The sequence below is a fragment of the Rhizobium etli CFN 42 genome, assembly GCF_000092045.1.
Lineage (GTDB): Bacteria > Pseudomonadota > Alphaproteobacteria > Rhizobiales > Rhizobiaceae > Rhizobium > Rhizobium etli.
In genome coordinates this window covers 3335065-3349642 of record NC_007761.1, presented here as the reverse complement: position 1 = coordinate 3349642, position 14578 = coordinate 3335065, and the positions used below count along the sequence as shown (strand labels likewise).

Here is a 14578-nt window from a genome sequence, read left to right as displayed (position 1 = left end):
AGCAATGGCAGTTACCCTCGATCAGACGATTGCGCAGAGAGAGCGAAGCCGGCTTTCGGAGTTCATCGGCAGCCAGACCTTCTGGGTGCTGATCGCCGTCATTCTCGCCTGCCTCTTCCTGTCTTTCGCCACCGATTCCTTCGCCACGGCGAAGAACCTCTACAATATCACCCGCAACGTCACCTTTGTCGCCATCATCGCGCTCGGCATGACGCTCGTCATCATCACCGGCGGCATCGACCTCTCCGTGGGCTCGGTGCTCTGCCTCTGCAGCATGGTGCTGGCGGTGACCATGCATGCCGGCTACGGCATTGAAATCGGCATAGCCGCCGCAATCGGCACGGCGCTCGTCGTCGGCGCCTTCAACGGCGTGATGATCGCTTATCTCGACTTCCCGCCCTTCGTGGTCACCCTGGGCATGCTGTCGGTGGCGCGCAGCCTGGCGATGGTCGCTTCCAACAACACCGTCGTCTTCCAGTTCGGTCCCGATCACGACAAGCTCCTGGCACTCGGCGGCGGCGCCTGGTTCCTCGGCATCGCCAATCCGGTCCTCTACATGATCATCCTGGCGCTTCTGACCGGCTTCGTGCTGCGCTGGACGCGCTTCGGTCGCTATGTCTTCGCCATCGGCGGCAATGAACACGCCGCAACGCTGACCGGCGTTCCCGTGCGTCGTATCAAGATCGCCGTCTACATGATCTCGGCGCTGTCGGCCGGCATTGCCGGCATTGTCCAGACCGGCTGGCTCGGCGCCGTCACCACCAATATCGGCGCCGGCATGGAGCTCCAGGTCATCGCCGCCGCCGTCATCGGCGGCGCCAATCTCGCCGGCGGCGTCGGCACCGCCTTCGGCGCCCTGGTCGGCGCGGCGCTGATCGAAGTGATCCGCAACAGCCTCGGCCTGCTCGGCATCAACGCCTTCTGGCAGGGGACCTTTATCGGCGGGGCGATCGTGCTGGCGGTGCTGTTTGATCGGATCCGGAATCTCAGGCAGAGCGAGTAGCCGCTTTCCGGGATTTCAGCAGGTTTGACCGTCGGTTGGTTCTATTGGCGGCGGCGTCGATTCTGAGTTTCCCGGCGAGCATACCACCTACGCCGACAATCCGGAGATGTGCCTGCGGATCAGCCGCACGAACCACCAGCATCCGGATCGTGAAACCGAAGTCCGGCCGCCGACCGACATCTAGCCGGGAACCTTCTGTTGCCCCTTGGATAAAAGATTTGAGTGTGATCGACGCGGAAATCCGGCCGCAAGATCGTACTTCAATTAAAACCTCCCGCTTGTTACAATGACCAAAGGCACGGCTGCCCACACAGATGCAAGACGCGCCGCAGACTGGCCAAACCGGGGCTGCCAAGTCAAAGGCGGCGAAAAATGGAACAAAAGCTACTCAGGCATCGACTGGCCAGCCATAGTGATCTGGCCGACCTCAAATTGTTGATGGATGCGGCCATCTCAGAAAATCAGAAACCTTTTCTGACGCCCGAACAGATTTCGTCGAGCCGAGCCTTCATGGGACTCGATAGCCAGTTGATCGAGGACGGCACCTATTTTGTTGTCGAGATCGGCGGCGTCTTGGCGGGCTGTGGCGGGTGGAGCCGACGAGCGACGCTGTACGGCGGAGATCGCACTCCCGGCCGCGATGCCGCTTTGCTCGATCCTGCCAAAGACGCGGCGCGCATAAGGGCGATGTACACGCACCCGAACTTTACTCGGCGTGGCGTGGGGCGGCGGATCATGGCTCTCTGCGAGGAGGCGGCGCGCAATGAAGGCTTTCGCGATATCGAATTGATGGCTACGCTATCGGGTGAACCGCTCTATCTTGTTTGCGGTTATCAAGCCATCGAGCGAGTGGAAGACGGCCGCGGCGGTGCAAATGTGCCTCTCATAAGAATGAGAAAGCCGCTCCATGGATAGGATTGCCCCAGCTCCCAAGCCTTGAGCCTGCGCTGGATGCTGTTCGGCCGCCGCGATCATGCCAGTGACATGATCGCGGTGTTCGCGGCGGGATTGTCGCCATCGTCTCGGGCCTTGGTCAGCGGCGCCGACAACCGTTCATTCCTGCGTGGGAAAGCGGCTCAGCATCCGATCGTGGACATTCTCCCAGCCGACGATCATCGCTGCGATCGAGATCGCTTTTTCGCGGTCTTCGGCCTTGGTTATGAAGCCTTCGAGCAGCACCACGGGCCCGAGCATCCTGATCTCGATGGCAGAGCTGTCGATATCAGGATCGGCGGAAAGCGCGGCTTCGATTGTTGCGATGGTTGATGCCGAACTGTGGCCTTCCGAGCAGCGCTCTTCGTGATTGGCGGGACCGAATTTCATGACTTCCTCCTGTTCCGCCCTCCTCCCGCGGATATTCACATTGCCTCACATAAATATGAGAGCTGCTCCCGAGGACGACCAGTCCGACTTAGGTCCCGCTTTCCCTCGCGGGCATCTGAGTTAAATTCTGCCCGTCCTTGTTGGAAGGGCATCAGGGAGGATTTCCTCGTTGTTGCTGAGCTCCGCTCAGACCCTTCCCGATAAGCGCCCGAGCTGTTGATCCATCTCGGGCGGTGGAGGGGCGTGGCAATCGAGAAGTCTTCTGGGAGGCAAGGAGAGTATTTGCAATGCAAACGGCTGGTATCGTGGATTGGCATCGAAGCGAAGACTTCGTTCCTCTGATGCTTGTGAGGGGGGGGACGGGAAAAACACAGACTGGTTCGGTCGCTCAGCGACGTCGCGGACGCTCTCATTGGCGCCTGGCCGTCGGACGATGGCGAGCAATATATCGCGGCGGTGAAAACATGCCTGGAGGCCATTCAGGGCAATGTCCCGTCCAAGATAGCCCGTGCCGCACTCATTCGCGCTGCGGAGGAAGCTGGAATTTCGGTGATTTCAGTTGTTCACTGAGATTTCCCCAGGCCTGCCCGGGCAGCTACAGAACGCTTTCGCGAAATCAGCAAGTGGCGTGCCCTGTCTCTTGGCGAGCACGCCACGGCAGCGTGCAGTGATCGATCGGTTCCCGGCGGTGTGGTCTTCCTCACAGGCCGGGTCGATGAACTCTCGCCATCTCGTACCGCGGCCTACGCTCCCGGCGGGCGATACCGGATCGACTTCGCCTTTTCCAAGGCTCGGATCGTATCCTCGACGTCGATCAGGACAGTGGTCTCAATCGAGCTGAGCGCACCTCCCGCGCCGATCGCAAGAGTGACAGCCGCCATCGACACATTGTCGGGCGCCTCCCACAAATTCCATCCGTCATGCTCGCCGAACGCATACCAGAACCCGTGGAGCTTTCCGCCGACGGATTCAATGTAGCTGCGCGCCGCCTCCCGGCGATCCTCGGGGTTTTCGATCATGCGCGCCCAGGTCTCGGGCGTGTAGCTGAAGCGCGTGAGATACATGGCCATGGTTTGCCTCCTCCGCCGGATTGATCCAGTAAACGCTCAAGCCGAAGGGAACACCAGTCATTCGATCGGAGTATAGGGCCTTGCCCTTGGAATGATCAGCCAAGCGCCACGGGCGGCAATCGGGACAAGGGCGTGAATCAAATTTGATGCGACCCGCTTTACAGCGGCGGCGCCGGTGCATCAAACCGGTATTGAAGATCAACCTGAGATAGCTATGTTGCGACGTACAGTCACGACGAATTAAGGCCTATCGAATGTTGCGCAGTGTCATTTCACTCGTCTCAATGCTTGTGCTCTCAATTGCCTCCATTCCCGCCGAATCCGCGCTGGCCAAAGACAATCCAAACATCCAGAAGATTGCGCCAGGCGATCCGGCCATGGCGAAAGCGCATGAGAAATCCATAAGAGAGTTGGGCGGCTTCCTCCAGAAACTGCACAATCCACCGGCCGGAACCGAAAATTACAGCATCAAGCTGGGTTTCACGGACAAGGGCAAGGGCGTGGTCCTGACCACGGATCAAACGGCGCCTGATGTGGAATTCATGTGGGTCTACCAGATCGAGGCGTCGGGTGACGATTTCACCGCTCTTCTTGGCGATAGGCCGGAGTACATCCACAACATCAAACAAGGGGATCGCGTCGAGTTCAAGAGGTCGGATATCTTTGACTGGCTCTATGTCGAGAATGGCAAAATAAAGGGAAACTACACCGCTTGCCCGCTGCTGTTGGCAGGCCCGAAAGAACAGTTGGAACAATATCGCGAAGTCTACGGCATTGTCTGCGACTAACCGCAAGCACAGCTGCGCCCAGGCCGACGGCCGACCCGAATGCCGGGCCCAACTCGGGTGTGGGCGGGATTCCGCGGTAAACCAGGTGTCGTTGAGCAACTGAGGCGGGCCGTTTCGTTTGATCGGCTCGCCTTGCTGATTGTGTGGGGAAGGGCTGGGTTGGCAAACGGCACCCGGCTATATCGGCATCGCCACACAGTTCTCCGCGAGGTCATGTCAGACGGAGCCCGCCGGCTTATTGTGGCGGAGTAGGCGGTCCGGACGCTATGTCTTCGCGATCGGCGGCAACGAGCACGCAGCGAACGTTCACCGGCGTTCCCGTGCGCCGCATCGAGGCCGCCGTATCATGATCTCAACGAGCGCTCAGGCGCAGCGCGCAGGCTGACGATCAAGGTCAACCCTCCGGGAGCGCCGAAAACCGGCTGGTGTCGAACGGACCTGTGGCGGCGACCGGAACGGCATTCTCGTCTGCAGCCGCGCCATTCGCCTCACGGTGAACCGTGCGGGGAGAGACACGCGGCGCACTTAAGCCAATCGTCTCGCCCGGTGAATGCAGAGCCCATTGCATCAGCGCCGCTTCGGACGTCGATCCAAGGAAATCTGCTTCTTCCCAGGAAGCGGTCATCGGCAGGGAGGCGATCATGTCAGCGCCGTGCCTGGAGGTCTGCTGTGCGGCAACGACGGGATGAAAGCGCGCGTGAGCCGGCAATGCGGGCGGCCGTCTCTCTGGAAGTGCAGCAATCGGGCCGATCGACGCAGTCACCAGTTTGTCGTTCGCGCTGGCGTGCGCCAGGGCGACCGGGCGCATCGCTGGTATCGGGATCGGCAAAGATGGAATATCCCCAGCGGAGCCTTTGTCGTCTCCGACCGCGCCGGTCTGCTGCGCGAGCGCATTCAAGGCCCGGCTTTTCGGCGCCGGCAGCAACGCCGTCACCAGCGTGCTGTCTTTGGTGTCGCCGCTCGGCGTGCTCGAGGCCGCCACGTCTTCGTCTTCTCCAGCGGTGCTGGCGATCTCGATCGAGGTGGAGCTGACGCGTTTCCTGTAGTTCGCAACCGCCTGACTGTACCCCGGCAGCGGCCGGCCATCGGCCGGGAGATGCATCGTCTTCCCGTTCGGGAATATTCGCGCGAGTTCCTGCCGCGACATCCGCGGCCAGGCCCTGACATTGCCGACGTCGAGATGCACGAAGGGTGATCCCGAGGTCGGATAATAGCCGACACCGCCGACCTGCATCTGCATGGCAATCGCCCGCAGCGTCGCAAGCTTCACGCCGGGAACGTAGAAATCCATCGCCTTGCCAAGCATGTGCTGGCTCTTCTTGGCGACGCCGGTGCTGCGCGAGCGGTTGCGCAGCATGTTGTTGGTCGCGGGCGAGCGATAGGCGGAAACGACGTGGATATAATCCTTGCCGCCGCTGCGCTGATACACCTCCCAGACCAGGTCAAGCAGCCGCGGATCCATCCGTGTCGGCTCGTTCCTCCGCCAGTCGCGCAGAAACCGGTTGATCTGGGCAAGGCCCCTTGAATCGAACTTTCCATCCCGCTTGTAGGTAATCGTGGCCCTTTCGCCCGTATGGGTAAAGAACAGCTTCAGCGCCCGGTCTTCGGCTGAGGCGAGGGATGCAGATCCGACAAGTGCCGGCAGGGCAAACAGCGCCGGCAGAATGGTCTGCGCTGCCAAGCGTTTTGCCCGTGAGAGCAGAGTGGCAATTCCGCGCAAGGCTCCGCCTGACAAACCTTGCAGTGAATACTTCAACACGAACAAACCCGTCCTATACCAAACACTCGACGACGGGCGGGAACGCCGCATCCATCCCGATCAGTAAAGGCAGCTTATGGTCAACAAATTGCTAACAAGCGGATGTAGACGGTCGGTGAGTTGGGATGCGGGTCATCTGAGGCATGATTGCCGCCTGCACCTAGGGGCCGAGGAGGGAGCCGCATGCTTCGTGGAGGTCTCAGCAATCCAAGCGCTCAGACCGCTTTGCGCAGTGCTGGACGCGGTTCAGCCGCTATATCTGACCATCGACGGCAACCGTGGGTGCTATTTCTTCGATGTTATGCTGGCCCTCGCGTATTGCCCGCGCAGCGGCTCCCGCACAGCCGATATGTTGAAGTTCTTTCTTATGATTGCGCATAGTACGATAGCCGAAGCGTTCCTTGGGTTAAGTAACGTGCGCCTCTCGGCGCTGCTTTCGCCCAGATCCTCGGTAACGACCTTAAACATTTCTCCTATCTCCATCCTCGGAATCGGCTCGGAGCTTCGCGTCCTCATAGGCAACACGCTCAGCCTCCTGATACTTCCGATAGGCCTCATTGACGCTGGCGATAGACAGCGCTTCGGACGAGATATCATTTGAAACGAATTCCATGCACCCTCGCGGATAGTGATCGCCTAGAGCATCAATGACATCGCCTGCCTTCTTGAGTACCTCGATCGCAGAACCGTCGCTCGCAGCCAAGAATGCCGCCTGGCTGTATTTTCGAAACATGTCGTACGCGGCTTTTGACGCGGCCTCCTCATGTCCTGCCTGGAACTTGGCGTTTACCTCCTTCGCTTCATCGATATGATCTGCGAAAATCGCGTGCACTAAAGGGTTGGTGCTTGCAAGGTCATTCATGAGTTCCTCGATTGATCCCGGCGCTGCATCTTGTGCAGTCACCCCTGATGCGAGAAGCCCAATCCCCGCGCACAGCGATAAGAATTTTTTCAAGCAAACCCGCCCCACTTTGCGCCTTCTGTAGGAGAAATATCAGCCGGCCGTGCCGCCAACGTCAATGTGACGGTTTCAGATATGGCACCAGAGCAAGAAAACTGACGCAGCCAGCAGGACAAAACTGTCAAATCATATGTTATCCTCACAAGCGTTTGCTCGCGCTCTGTCGCGGAAAGATTGCGGGGTTGTCAGATGCCGCTTGTCTACAGGCCTGCCAGGCTGGAAGATTTGGCCGCCAGCGATGCGCTGGTGGTCGCCAGCATCAACGAACTGACTATCCGGCATGGCTTCGGGCCGATGGTGATGCCAAGCCCCCCAGACTTTCAGTTGTTTTCCCTCAAGGGTGATCCGGACGGCCTTTGGCTCGCCGAAGAAGGCGGCGAAATCGTCGGCTTTGCCTGGAGCTGGGTTTGCGGACGTCTCTGGTTTCTCGCCCAGTTGTTCGTCGATCCCACCCGACAAGGGCAGGGTATCGGCGATGCGCTGTTGGAACGAACCCTCGAGCACGCACGGAAATCGGGCGCCGTGCATAAGGCGCTCATCACCTTCACCTTCAACCGCGTCTCGCAGGGGCTTTATATCAGGCACGGCCTCTTTCCGAAGATGCCGGTCTATTTCTTCAATGCCGGGCGCGAGCGGCTGAGCCAGACATTGCCGCAAGCGCCACTGCGCGCCGTCGCCATCGATAACAGCGCCGCCACCCTGACCAGCCTCGGCGAGATCGATTGCCGTGCCATCGGTGTCTCGCGGGAGAAGCATCACCGCTATTTGTTCGACGATCTGAGGATCACAGGGATTTTGCTTTATGACGGCAATGATCTGGTCGGCTACTGCTATGTCGGCGCCAATGGGCATATCGGCCCGCTTGCCGTGACGCATGCCGCCGTCCTTCATGATGCCTTTGCGACGGCCTTGAAGCTGGCGGCGGATGGCTCTGCCGAGAAGATCTCGGCGTTCCTGCCGGGAACATGCGACTGCGCCTTGAGCCTGGCCGTCGCTCAAGGCATGCGGATCAGCTTTCCGATGCTGTTGATGGCATCACCTGGCTATGGAGACTGGACGCAGTATATGCCGCGAAATCCGGGTTTCATGTGATCGGAAATGGGCAGGCGTGGAAGGTGCTCATCGTCTGCTTGCCAGTTCATGGGCGATGAGAACCAACTGATCGGGACGATCGGTATTCCGAAAGTCCGGACTTGAACACCAGGTTCACCGTCGTTCTCGGGGTCTAACTAGAAGCTTAATTTGATGGAGAAGCGGCGGACGTGGCGCCGGAGTTCGGCTGAGAACTTGCCGTTTGTTCGGCTTCCGTGGCGTGCGGCGGTACCAGGAAATCGAGCAGACCGTCGCTCCGCAGATCGGCGGTTCTCTTTTCCAGGATGTCACCAATCAAGGTCGTCAAAAATTCTGCTGTCATATGGTTCCAGTCTGTGATGAACGGAACACCCCTGCTGCTGGTCAGGCATTTCTCCTTGTCATAATCGCAGTGAAGCTTGACGGTATCGACGTAGGTGAAGGCAAGATCGGGCGGGAAAAATGGCAGTTGCGCCAAATCCTGGTTGGCCGGCGGATAGGTCGCTTCCCGCAAGCATATGGAGGCATCGGATTTTCTCTGAAACATCAGCCCCAGGCACGAGTGCAATTGGTCGAGCTGGAAATAATTTCCGAAAACGAAAATGCGTGCGTTATCCGAGTGGCTTTTCATCCAGGAAAGAAGCTCAAACCGGAAGGGGTTGACGGTGTACTCGAAAGGCCGGAGGCTCGTGAGGAAGATCGCTTTCGTTCGGCTGAGCAATGATTTGTCGTTGATATATTTTTCAAAGGGAATGCAGTATTTGTCGTAGATGCTGGCGCGAGAGGGGGCCTTAACGATGTCGTTCTTGATCTCCACCATGCAGTTCAAATAGCTGAGGGCCACGACTTGATATCGGTCGCTATCGATGTAGTTTTTCAGCGCGATTGACCAGTTTCTGGCGTGCGAGTCCCCGATGATGAAGATAACGGGTTTCCCAGCTTGAATGTTGTCGTTCAAGCTAAGAAAAGTGCTTTCGAGCCGTGCTTCGTTGGCCTGCGCGAGAGGTGGATAGACTTCATCCAGCCTGTGAGGAAAACCGGCCATAGTGATTGCTGACAGAACAGCAGCCGTGATGGTCGCGACTGAGGAGCCGAGGGAGATCCAGAAGGCGCGGTTTCTCCTGGTGAAGCGAAAGGGCTTTTCGATGATGACGAAGCTCACGACCGCGACCAGTGCGGTCGCCGCAATGGCAAGAAACTTGTCGCCATTGTCGAAGTTCAGACTTGTCAGCCGCCAGAAGGCGAAGATCGGATAATGCCACAAATATAAGGAGTAGGATACCAATCCGGTGAGCGCCGCAGGCCGAGAAGCCAACAGGCGCCCGGCTGCGTTCTCACGGCTGGCGAATGCGAGCACCAGACAGGTCCCGATCACTGGGATCACAGTGACCCGGCCAGGATGAACCGTATCCTTTCCAAACAAGATGAGGGAACCAAGAACAAGGACGAGCCCGGCCGCCGCGAGCAGCGGCTGAGGGCGAATTCGTCCACGCCTCACCTCCTGATAGGCGAGAAGCGTTCCGGCGAGCAGTTCCCAGGCGCGGGTAAGTGGTGAGTAAAAGGCCTGTTGTAGATCATGCCGTACCGTTACCACACAGAATGCAAAGCTGAGGGCCGCCACGAGTAGCACGCATGGCAAAAACCTTGATTTGAAATATCGGCGCACGATCAGCAATAAGATCGGAAAGCCGATATAAAACTGCTCTTCGACGCTCAGCGACCAGGTGTGAAGAAAAGGCTTGAGAAGGGTAATGGGCTCGCCGTACTGGGCCGCGGTAAAATAGAAATAGATGTTCGATCCAAACAGGAGCGAGGAACCGATGGAATTCGCGTAGTCCAGCAGTTCCGATGGCAACAAGAGGAAATAAGCGAAGGGCATTGTCGCGAAGATGACCGCGAACAAGGCCGGCAGAATTCGCCGGGCACGCCGCGTATAGAATTTAAGGAAATCAATGCGCCCTGTTGCCTCGATTTCTGTCAGCAGAATCTGGGAAATCAGGAAGCCGCTGATAACAAAAAATACGTCGACGCCAATGTATCCACCCTGAAGCAAGGTGTGGCCGGCAACCGTGAACTCGGCGTGATAGAGAATAACCGCGATCACCGATATGGCCCTTAGGCCGTCAATCTCTGGACGGTAAACCTTCAATGCTAACGCCTGCCTTGGATATCGAGAGCATAGTTTGGTCGCGCGCAGGGGTGGCGCTTTTGGGCTGACCTAACACAGAGATCTTCGAGGGAGAACAGTACGGCCTGATAAAAGCTTTGGGGGCGGGGCCGATTTCAATCTTTATTTTCTGTGCTGTTGTAAATCGGCATTCCGGAACCCTTGATGGGACGGAAGGAGCGATGCAACCGCAGTTACTGTCGCAACAGGCTGCCTTGATTTCTGACGTGTCACTGAGGCGGCTCGCCCCTGAGGCGTTCATCGCCGGAGACAGGCTGCCAACAACAGTCGCAGCTACGAAGACCGGGGTGATCGAGACCGTAAGGCGGCCCAGCCCGCTTTCGAGGAGTGGAAAAGGATGAAGGCGATCGGCTCGGGATTTCAGGGCTGATCGCCTTCGCCGGCCTCACAATCGGCGGCATTGTCGCATATATGAGTGACAGGCGGTGACTTGAATGCGGCACTGGCCAAAGATCAACTGAACAGCGTCGTGCGCTCTGGATAAAAAAAGCCCCGCCGAGACGGGGCAATAGTTGAGGACGAAACCGCGCGTCGGAAGTCAGAGGCTTGCGAGCGCAGGCATCTTGCGCGGTCTCAATGCGATAACGCTTGGCGGCCATCCTAGTTCCTGTGCGGTTTGGGACAGATTATTTGCTCTCGATGCTACGAGTTCCGTTTGCACAAAAAGAAACCCCGCAAGAGCGGGGATCAAGGAATGGGGCGGTTGTGGGCACAACGCGTCGGGGCGCTGCAGTTCTGCGTCCACTAATGTGTTTTTCAACTAATGGATCTATTTTTGGATTTCGCACGAAAACACAAATTGACTTCTACTGGCAGTGATATTTCGTATCATTGGGGCGGGCTGCTCAGCGATCACTTGCTCACCCCAAGCATTGTATCTCCTGTACGTTGGGCGGCCACACTTCGCTCTCACAATGAGCCACACCAATCGTTGCGCTGCTTAGGGCTCCAGCTGCGAGCGAAGCCTTCACCGGCGGGCCGAGAGCTTCCACCGAATGCTACTCGACAGCACGACGACCGCGGCCGGCGCAGTTATCCTGCGCTATGAGCCGGTCAAGGCGCGACCTCCACCGGCCGAGGCAATGCCGCAGCCATCAGGCATTGATTATTCCTTCGGCGGCCCGCCCCGCCGCTCCAGCGCCGTCTTGCGGATGGTCTCCGCGATCTCCGGACTACTGCTCGACAATATCTGGAAATCCACGGCGTAGAGCGACAGCAGCGATACCTCGGTTGCTGCGCTGACCGTCGCTGAACGAGGATCGCCACTGATCAGCGCCATCTCGCCAAAGAAGTTTCCGGCGCCGAGTTCCACTGGATGGTCGGGTGTCGCCACGGTGACCCGCCCCTCGACAATGAAGAACATCTGATCGCCAACTTCGCCCTTGCGGCAGATCACGGCACCTGCGGGGACAATGCGCGGTCGCAACGCCCGAACGATCTCGATCAGTGCGGCGGAACCAAGCTTCTGGAACAGGGGTACGGCAGCGACCAATTGCCAGTTGCGAACGAAGTCTTGGCGGCGAACCTCTTCGTAGAAGCCGGTGGCGAGGATGCCGGCCCAAAGAGCAAAAATACCGATCCCGCTCATCATCACCAATCCGGCCAGAACTCGACCTGCAAGGCTCTGCGGGATCTCGTCACCATAGCCGGTCGTCGACAGCGTCACGACCGCCCACCACATCGCCTGCGGAATGCTGCCGAACTTGTCGGGCTGGACGTCTCGCTCGATGATATAGCCGGCCAAAGCAGCGCCAAAAAGAACGATGCCGAACACCGATGTCACGCCAAGCAGATTGCGCGATTCATTCGCGACCACCTTTGCCAGCAGCCTGAAGAAGGTCGAGTCACGCAACGGCTTGAGAAGCCAAATGGCGCAATAGAGGTCTCGATCACGGGACCCAACGAACAAGAATGCAGCAGCCGGAACCAGAACCGCGAGCAAATCGATCACGAGGGCCGTCATCTCCCCCGACAAGCGGCGTCGTCGTGAAAGCAACGTGCCGCTCAGTTGGAGAACATAGGCCAGCCAAATTGCCGCAAGTAGCAGCTCAAAGACAAGCCTCTCCTGTCCAGTAAGGCCCTGCGTCGTCAGTGCGGCAACGACCAGGAGACCGATTGTAGCGAACAGCGCGTTGAGCGGCGTCGAAATCTTTGAGAAAGGCACTGCCGACATTACATACTCCCAACGCCCGGCATTCGTGGACAATAGATACCTTCGAGCCACACGCAAGGGAACGGGGGACTGATGCAATGTGTCTTCGCACCAAAGAATTTGGCAGCCGGAATCGCGTTATGACATTCCACGGGAATGTAGATCATCCGAACAGCGAAAGGGAGCTCGTGACCTTGCTGACTGTGCGACGCTAAAGCAGAGCCCGCGAAGCCATCTTCAGGATGCCTCTCCACGGCGGACCTTCCAAGGACGACCGTGGAAGTGCCCTGCCACGGGTCCGCTGCATGCCTAAGGCTTCCCCTTAAGCCTCGTTTCCTAGCCAGGCTTACCGCTGCGAAAGTCGCTCTCCCGGAGGCATCCACTTAAGGAGAATTGACAGAAGCCCGGATCGTGACTTTGCTAAATCAACCAAGCATTGCAATGGGGCAGTTATCGCTTGAGCAAAATCACGAAGTACAGACACGGTCGCAAGCGGAAAGCATTCGAGATACAGGGCGGGCGATGCGGAATTTGCGAGGCCGCTATGGCTTTTCCTGGATTTCATAACAAGGATCGCAAACGCAACAGGCTCGCGACGGTCCCAAACCTGGCCACATGGGATCACATCAAGCCGGCAAGCCAAGGCGGAAATAGTTGCCTCGAAAATCTTCATCTTGTTTGTTTTGGCTGCAATCAGAAGCGTCGGACCAAGAAGGCTAAGTCCACGTGGCTCTCTATCAAAGCTAGGTTGATGCGAGCTTTGGCGACATAGTGGCAAAGACTTGCGCACGTATGTTGCAGACATTGCGGCCGCCGAGCTGATCCACAGTAAACAGACCGTCATGAACAACGTTCAAGCGGGCCAGTGAATCATCGGTATGCGCGGAAAGAGAATGGCGAGAAAGTGGATATCTTGAATATGGCCAAGGGTGGCTCCCATTCGCCTGAGCACTTCATTTGCTTCGGCTGCGGCCGTGATTTGATCGCGGTTCTTGGCCCTTGACGCGAGAAACACTTTCGCCACGTGCAAGACAAGGAGGCGGCGTGCTCCCGCGAAACATACCTCCATGATCGCTCCGCAGGGCGTAGCGGCCCTCTTTCCTCAGGGCTCGGGAAATAAACTCAGCTTGGCATCCACCGCTGCCAGCCGAGCCAGGTGCCGTCCTGATCGCCGGCTCTCGTCAGGGGGATCGACGGGCGGAATGATCTGTCAGTCGAATTTCGACCTACCTGGGAGATCCGGGTTTTTGATTGCCTCCTGCTGTCGTCGCGGAGCCAGGCTCGCGTTTAGCCAGCGCAGCCCTTTTTGAGGATACGCTGAACTACAAAAACGGGTTCGGTTCGTAGCATCGACCAGAGAACCATGACCGACAAACCTGAACTCTTGGCTCGTCGGAATTGCCAGTACGCATATTTCCGAGTTGCGTTCAGCGCACTTCGCCTTGCGTAGTGGGGGAGATGAAGGTTTGCGGCAAGCGAACGTCTGACCACCTCCAGAGCGCCCTGACCCCTCTGCAGGTGATTTGATGACATGTTGCCTGGATACTGTCGGTAGCCAACCAGGCGTTCCGGGATGACTTCGATAAGATGACGCGCGGCCAGCCTAGCTAGTCCGGTGTCCCTACTTGCGGAAGGGCGGTATTACACTTCGAGCGCGGCATCGGCGCTTCGCCATCGACGGGATAGAGGCGTCGGCGCTCCTTCATCATCGCTGTGTTCGGCGCCGCGGCAGTTGCCTGGTTATCGCCCAATAAAATGACGAAAAAAGCCCCGCGTCGGCGGGGCAGTTCTTCTGGCAAACGACCGCACGGAAAATCGAGGAATGCCGTGCGACCCTCGGGCTCAACGAGGAGGAAGCCGGCCATGTTCCCGTGCGGTATTTGACAGAGGCGATTAGGTGGACTTTTTGGACTCAGGCCCTACATTAGCTCTATCGTCGGCAACCGAATGCGTAGGCGCCGACGGCTGAGGGTTACTCTGTGCTCCCGCCTGCAAAACAGCGGTGTGCACGCATGGGCAAACCCCCATCTGACGCTCAGTTGGAATCCTCCCGCGCTTTAATCGAGCGATCAAAGGAGCTGCTGGCGTCAACCAATCACCTCGTATCAAGGGACCGGCGGTTTCCAGAGTTGAGCGAAAACGGCCATTCGGACCCAGCGTCTAGGCAACGCGAGGACGTCTCCCAGGAAAAGTGAAGTGTGCTGACAGTGTGGAGTGCTCGTCGGCAGGCGCTCACCCTTCAGCAAAAGCCCCGGAGCGCAGC

General features: G+C 58.3%; 11 protein-coding genes and 1 pseudogene. 6 read left to right on the top strand and 6 right to left on the bottom strand.

Features of this window, described 5'->3' with window-relative positions:
• Nucleotides 1–4 precede the first annotated feature (4 nt).
• Both RHE_RS16320 and RHE_RS16315 read left to right on the top strand, forming a co-directional pair.
• Nucleotides 5–1003: an ABC transporter permease gene (locus tag RHE_RS16320; protein WP_011426424.1), complete on the top strand. Its 999-nt coding sequence runs from the start codon at nucleotides 5–7 to the stop codon at nucleotides 1001–1003.
• 372 nt (nucleotides 1004–1375) lie between these two features.
• The gene (locus tag RHE_RS16315) at nucleotides 1376–1918 is read left to right on the top strand and encodes a GNAT family N-acetyltransferase (protein WP_011426423.1); all 543 of its coding nucleotides are present in this window, start codon (nucleotides 1376–1378) and stop codon (nucleotides 1916–1918) included.
• 138 nt (nucleotides 1919–2056) lie between these two features.
• Here the strand turns inward: RHE_RS16315 and RHE_RS16310 are convergent, their stop codons facing one another.
• Nucleotides 2057–2326 carry a BON domain-containing protein gene (locus tag RHE_RS16310; RefSeq protein WP_011426422.1) on the bottom strand — a complete coding sequence of 90 codons (270 nt, stop codon included), beginning with the start codon at nucleotides 2324–2326 and terminating at the stop codon, nucleotides 2057–2059.
• Nucleotides 2327–2613: 287 nt separating this feature from the next.
• On the opposite strand from RHE_RS16310, the pseudogene RHE_RS31805 reads away from it, so the two are divergent.
• Nucleotides 2614–2896, top strand: a pseudogene (locus tag RHE_RS31805) (DUF982 domain-containing protein).
• 173 nt (nucleotides 2897–3069) lie between these two features.
• Here RHE_RS31805 and RHE_RS16305 read toward each other — a convergent pair.
• Nucleotides 3070–3396 carry a GYD domain-containing protein gene (locus RHE_RS16305; protein WP_011426421.1) on the bottom strand — a complete coding sequence of 109 codons (327 nt, stop codon included), beginning with the start codon at nucleotides 3394–3396 and terminating at the stop codon, nucleotides 3070–3072.
• A 254-nt stretch (nucleotides 3397–3650) separates the two neighbouring features.
• Between RHE_RS16305 and RHE_RS16300 the strand changes: the two genes are divergently transcribed.
• Complete coding sequence (locus tag RHE_RS16300; protein ID WP_073990392.1) at nucleotides 3651–4184, top strand: YegJ family protein; 534 nt, start codon at nucleotides 3651–3653, stop codon at nucleotides 4182–4184.
• 394 nt (nucleotides 4185–4578) lie between these two features.
• Here RHE_RS16300 and RHE_RS16295 read toward each other — a convergent pair whose 3' ends face one another.
• Complete coding sequence (locus tag RHE_RS16295) at nucleotides 4579–5994, bottom strand: DUF882 domain-containing protein (RefSeq protein ID WP_042118912.1); 1416 nt, start codon at nucleotides 5992–5994, stop codon at nucleotides 4579–4581.
• 409 nt (nucleotides 5995–6403) lie between these two features.
• Complete coding sequence (locus RHE_RS16285) at nucleotides 6404–6898, bottom strand: hypothetical protein (protein ID WP_166486918.1); 495 nt, start codon at nucleotides 6896–6898, stop codon at nucleotides 6404–6406.
• A gap of 195 nt (nucleotides 6899–7093) precedes the next feature.
• Between RHE_RS16285 and RHE_RS16280 the strand changes: the two genes are divergently transcribed.
• On the top strand, nucleotides 7094–7996 hold the full coding sequence (locus RHE_RS16280) for a GNAT family N-acetyltransferase (RefSeq protein WP_011426417.1): 903 nt from the start codon (nucleotides 7094–7096) through the stop codon (nucleotides 7994–7996).
• A gap of 145 nt (nucleotides 7997–8141) precedes the next feature.
• On the opposite strand, the gene RHE_RS16275 is transcribed toward RHE_RS16280, so the two are convergent.
• Both RHE_RS16275 and RHE_RS16260 read right to left on the bottom strand, forming a co-directional pair.
• The gene (locus tag RHE_RS16275; RefSeq protein ID WP_042118906.1) at nucleotides 8142–10124 is read right to left on the bottom strand and encodes an acyltransferase family protein; all 1983 of its coding nucleotides are present in this window, start codon (nucleotides 10122–10124) and stop codon (nucleotides 8142–8144) included.
• Between the two features lie 1144 nt (nucleotides 10125–11268).
• Nucleotides 11269–12336 (bottom strand): cyclic nucleotide-gated ion channel, encoded by a 1068-nt coding sequence (locus tag RHE_RS16260; protein ID WP_011426415.1) that lies wholly within the window; start codon nucleotides 12334–12336, stop codon nucleotides 11269–11271.
• A gap of 523 nt (nucleotides 12337–12859) precedes the next feature.
• Between RHE_RS16260 and RHE_RS35100 the strand changes: the two genes are divergently transcribed.
• A complete protein-coding gene (locus tag RHE_RS35100; protein WP_073990391.1) occupies nucleotides 12860–13087 on the top strand; it encodes an HNH endonuclease in 228 nt (75 codons plus the stop codon).
• The last annotated feature ends 1491 nt before the right edge of the window (nucleotides 13088–14578 follow it).

Coding starts and splice junctions, on each gene's coding strand:
- RHE_RS16320 (WP_011426424.1), top strand. CDS start 5: ATGGCAGTTACCCTCGATCAGACGATTGCGCAGAGAGAGCGAAGCCGG.
- RHE_RS16315 (WP_011426423.1), top strand. CDS start 1,376: ATGGAACAAAAGCTACTCAGGCATCGACTGGCCAGCCATAGTGATCTG.
- RHE_RS16310 (WP_011426422.1), bottom strand. CDS start 2,326: ATGAAATTCGGTCCCGCCAATCACGAAGAGCGCTGCTCGGAAGGCCAC.
- RHE_RS16305 (WP_011426421.1), bottom strand. CDS start 3,396: ATGGCCATGTATCTCACGCGCTTCAGCTACACGCCCGAGACCTGGGCG.
- RHE_RS16300 (WP_073990392.1), top strand. CDS start 3,651: ATGTTGCGCAGTGTCATTTCACTCGTCTCAATGCTTGTGCTCTCAATT.
- RHE_RS16295 (WP_042118912.1), bottom strand. CDS start 5,994: ATGCGGCGTTCCCGCCCGTCGTCGAGTGTTTGGTATAGGACGGGTTTG.
- RHE_RS16280 (WP_011426417.1), top strand. CDS start 7,094: ATGCCGCTTGTCTACAGGCCTGCCAGGCTGGAAGATTTGGCCGCCAGC.
- RHE_RS16260 (WP_011426415.1), bottom strand. CDS start 12,336: ATGTCGGCAGTGCCTTTCTCAAAGATTTCGACGCCGCTCAACGCGCTG.
- RHE_RS35100 (WP_073990391.1), top strand. CDS start 12,860: ATGGCTTTTCCTGGATTTCATAACAAGGATCGCAAACGCAACAGGCTC.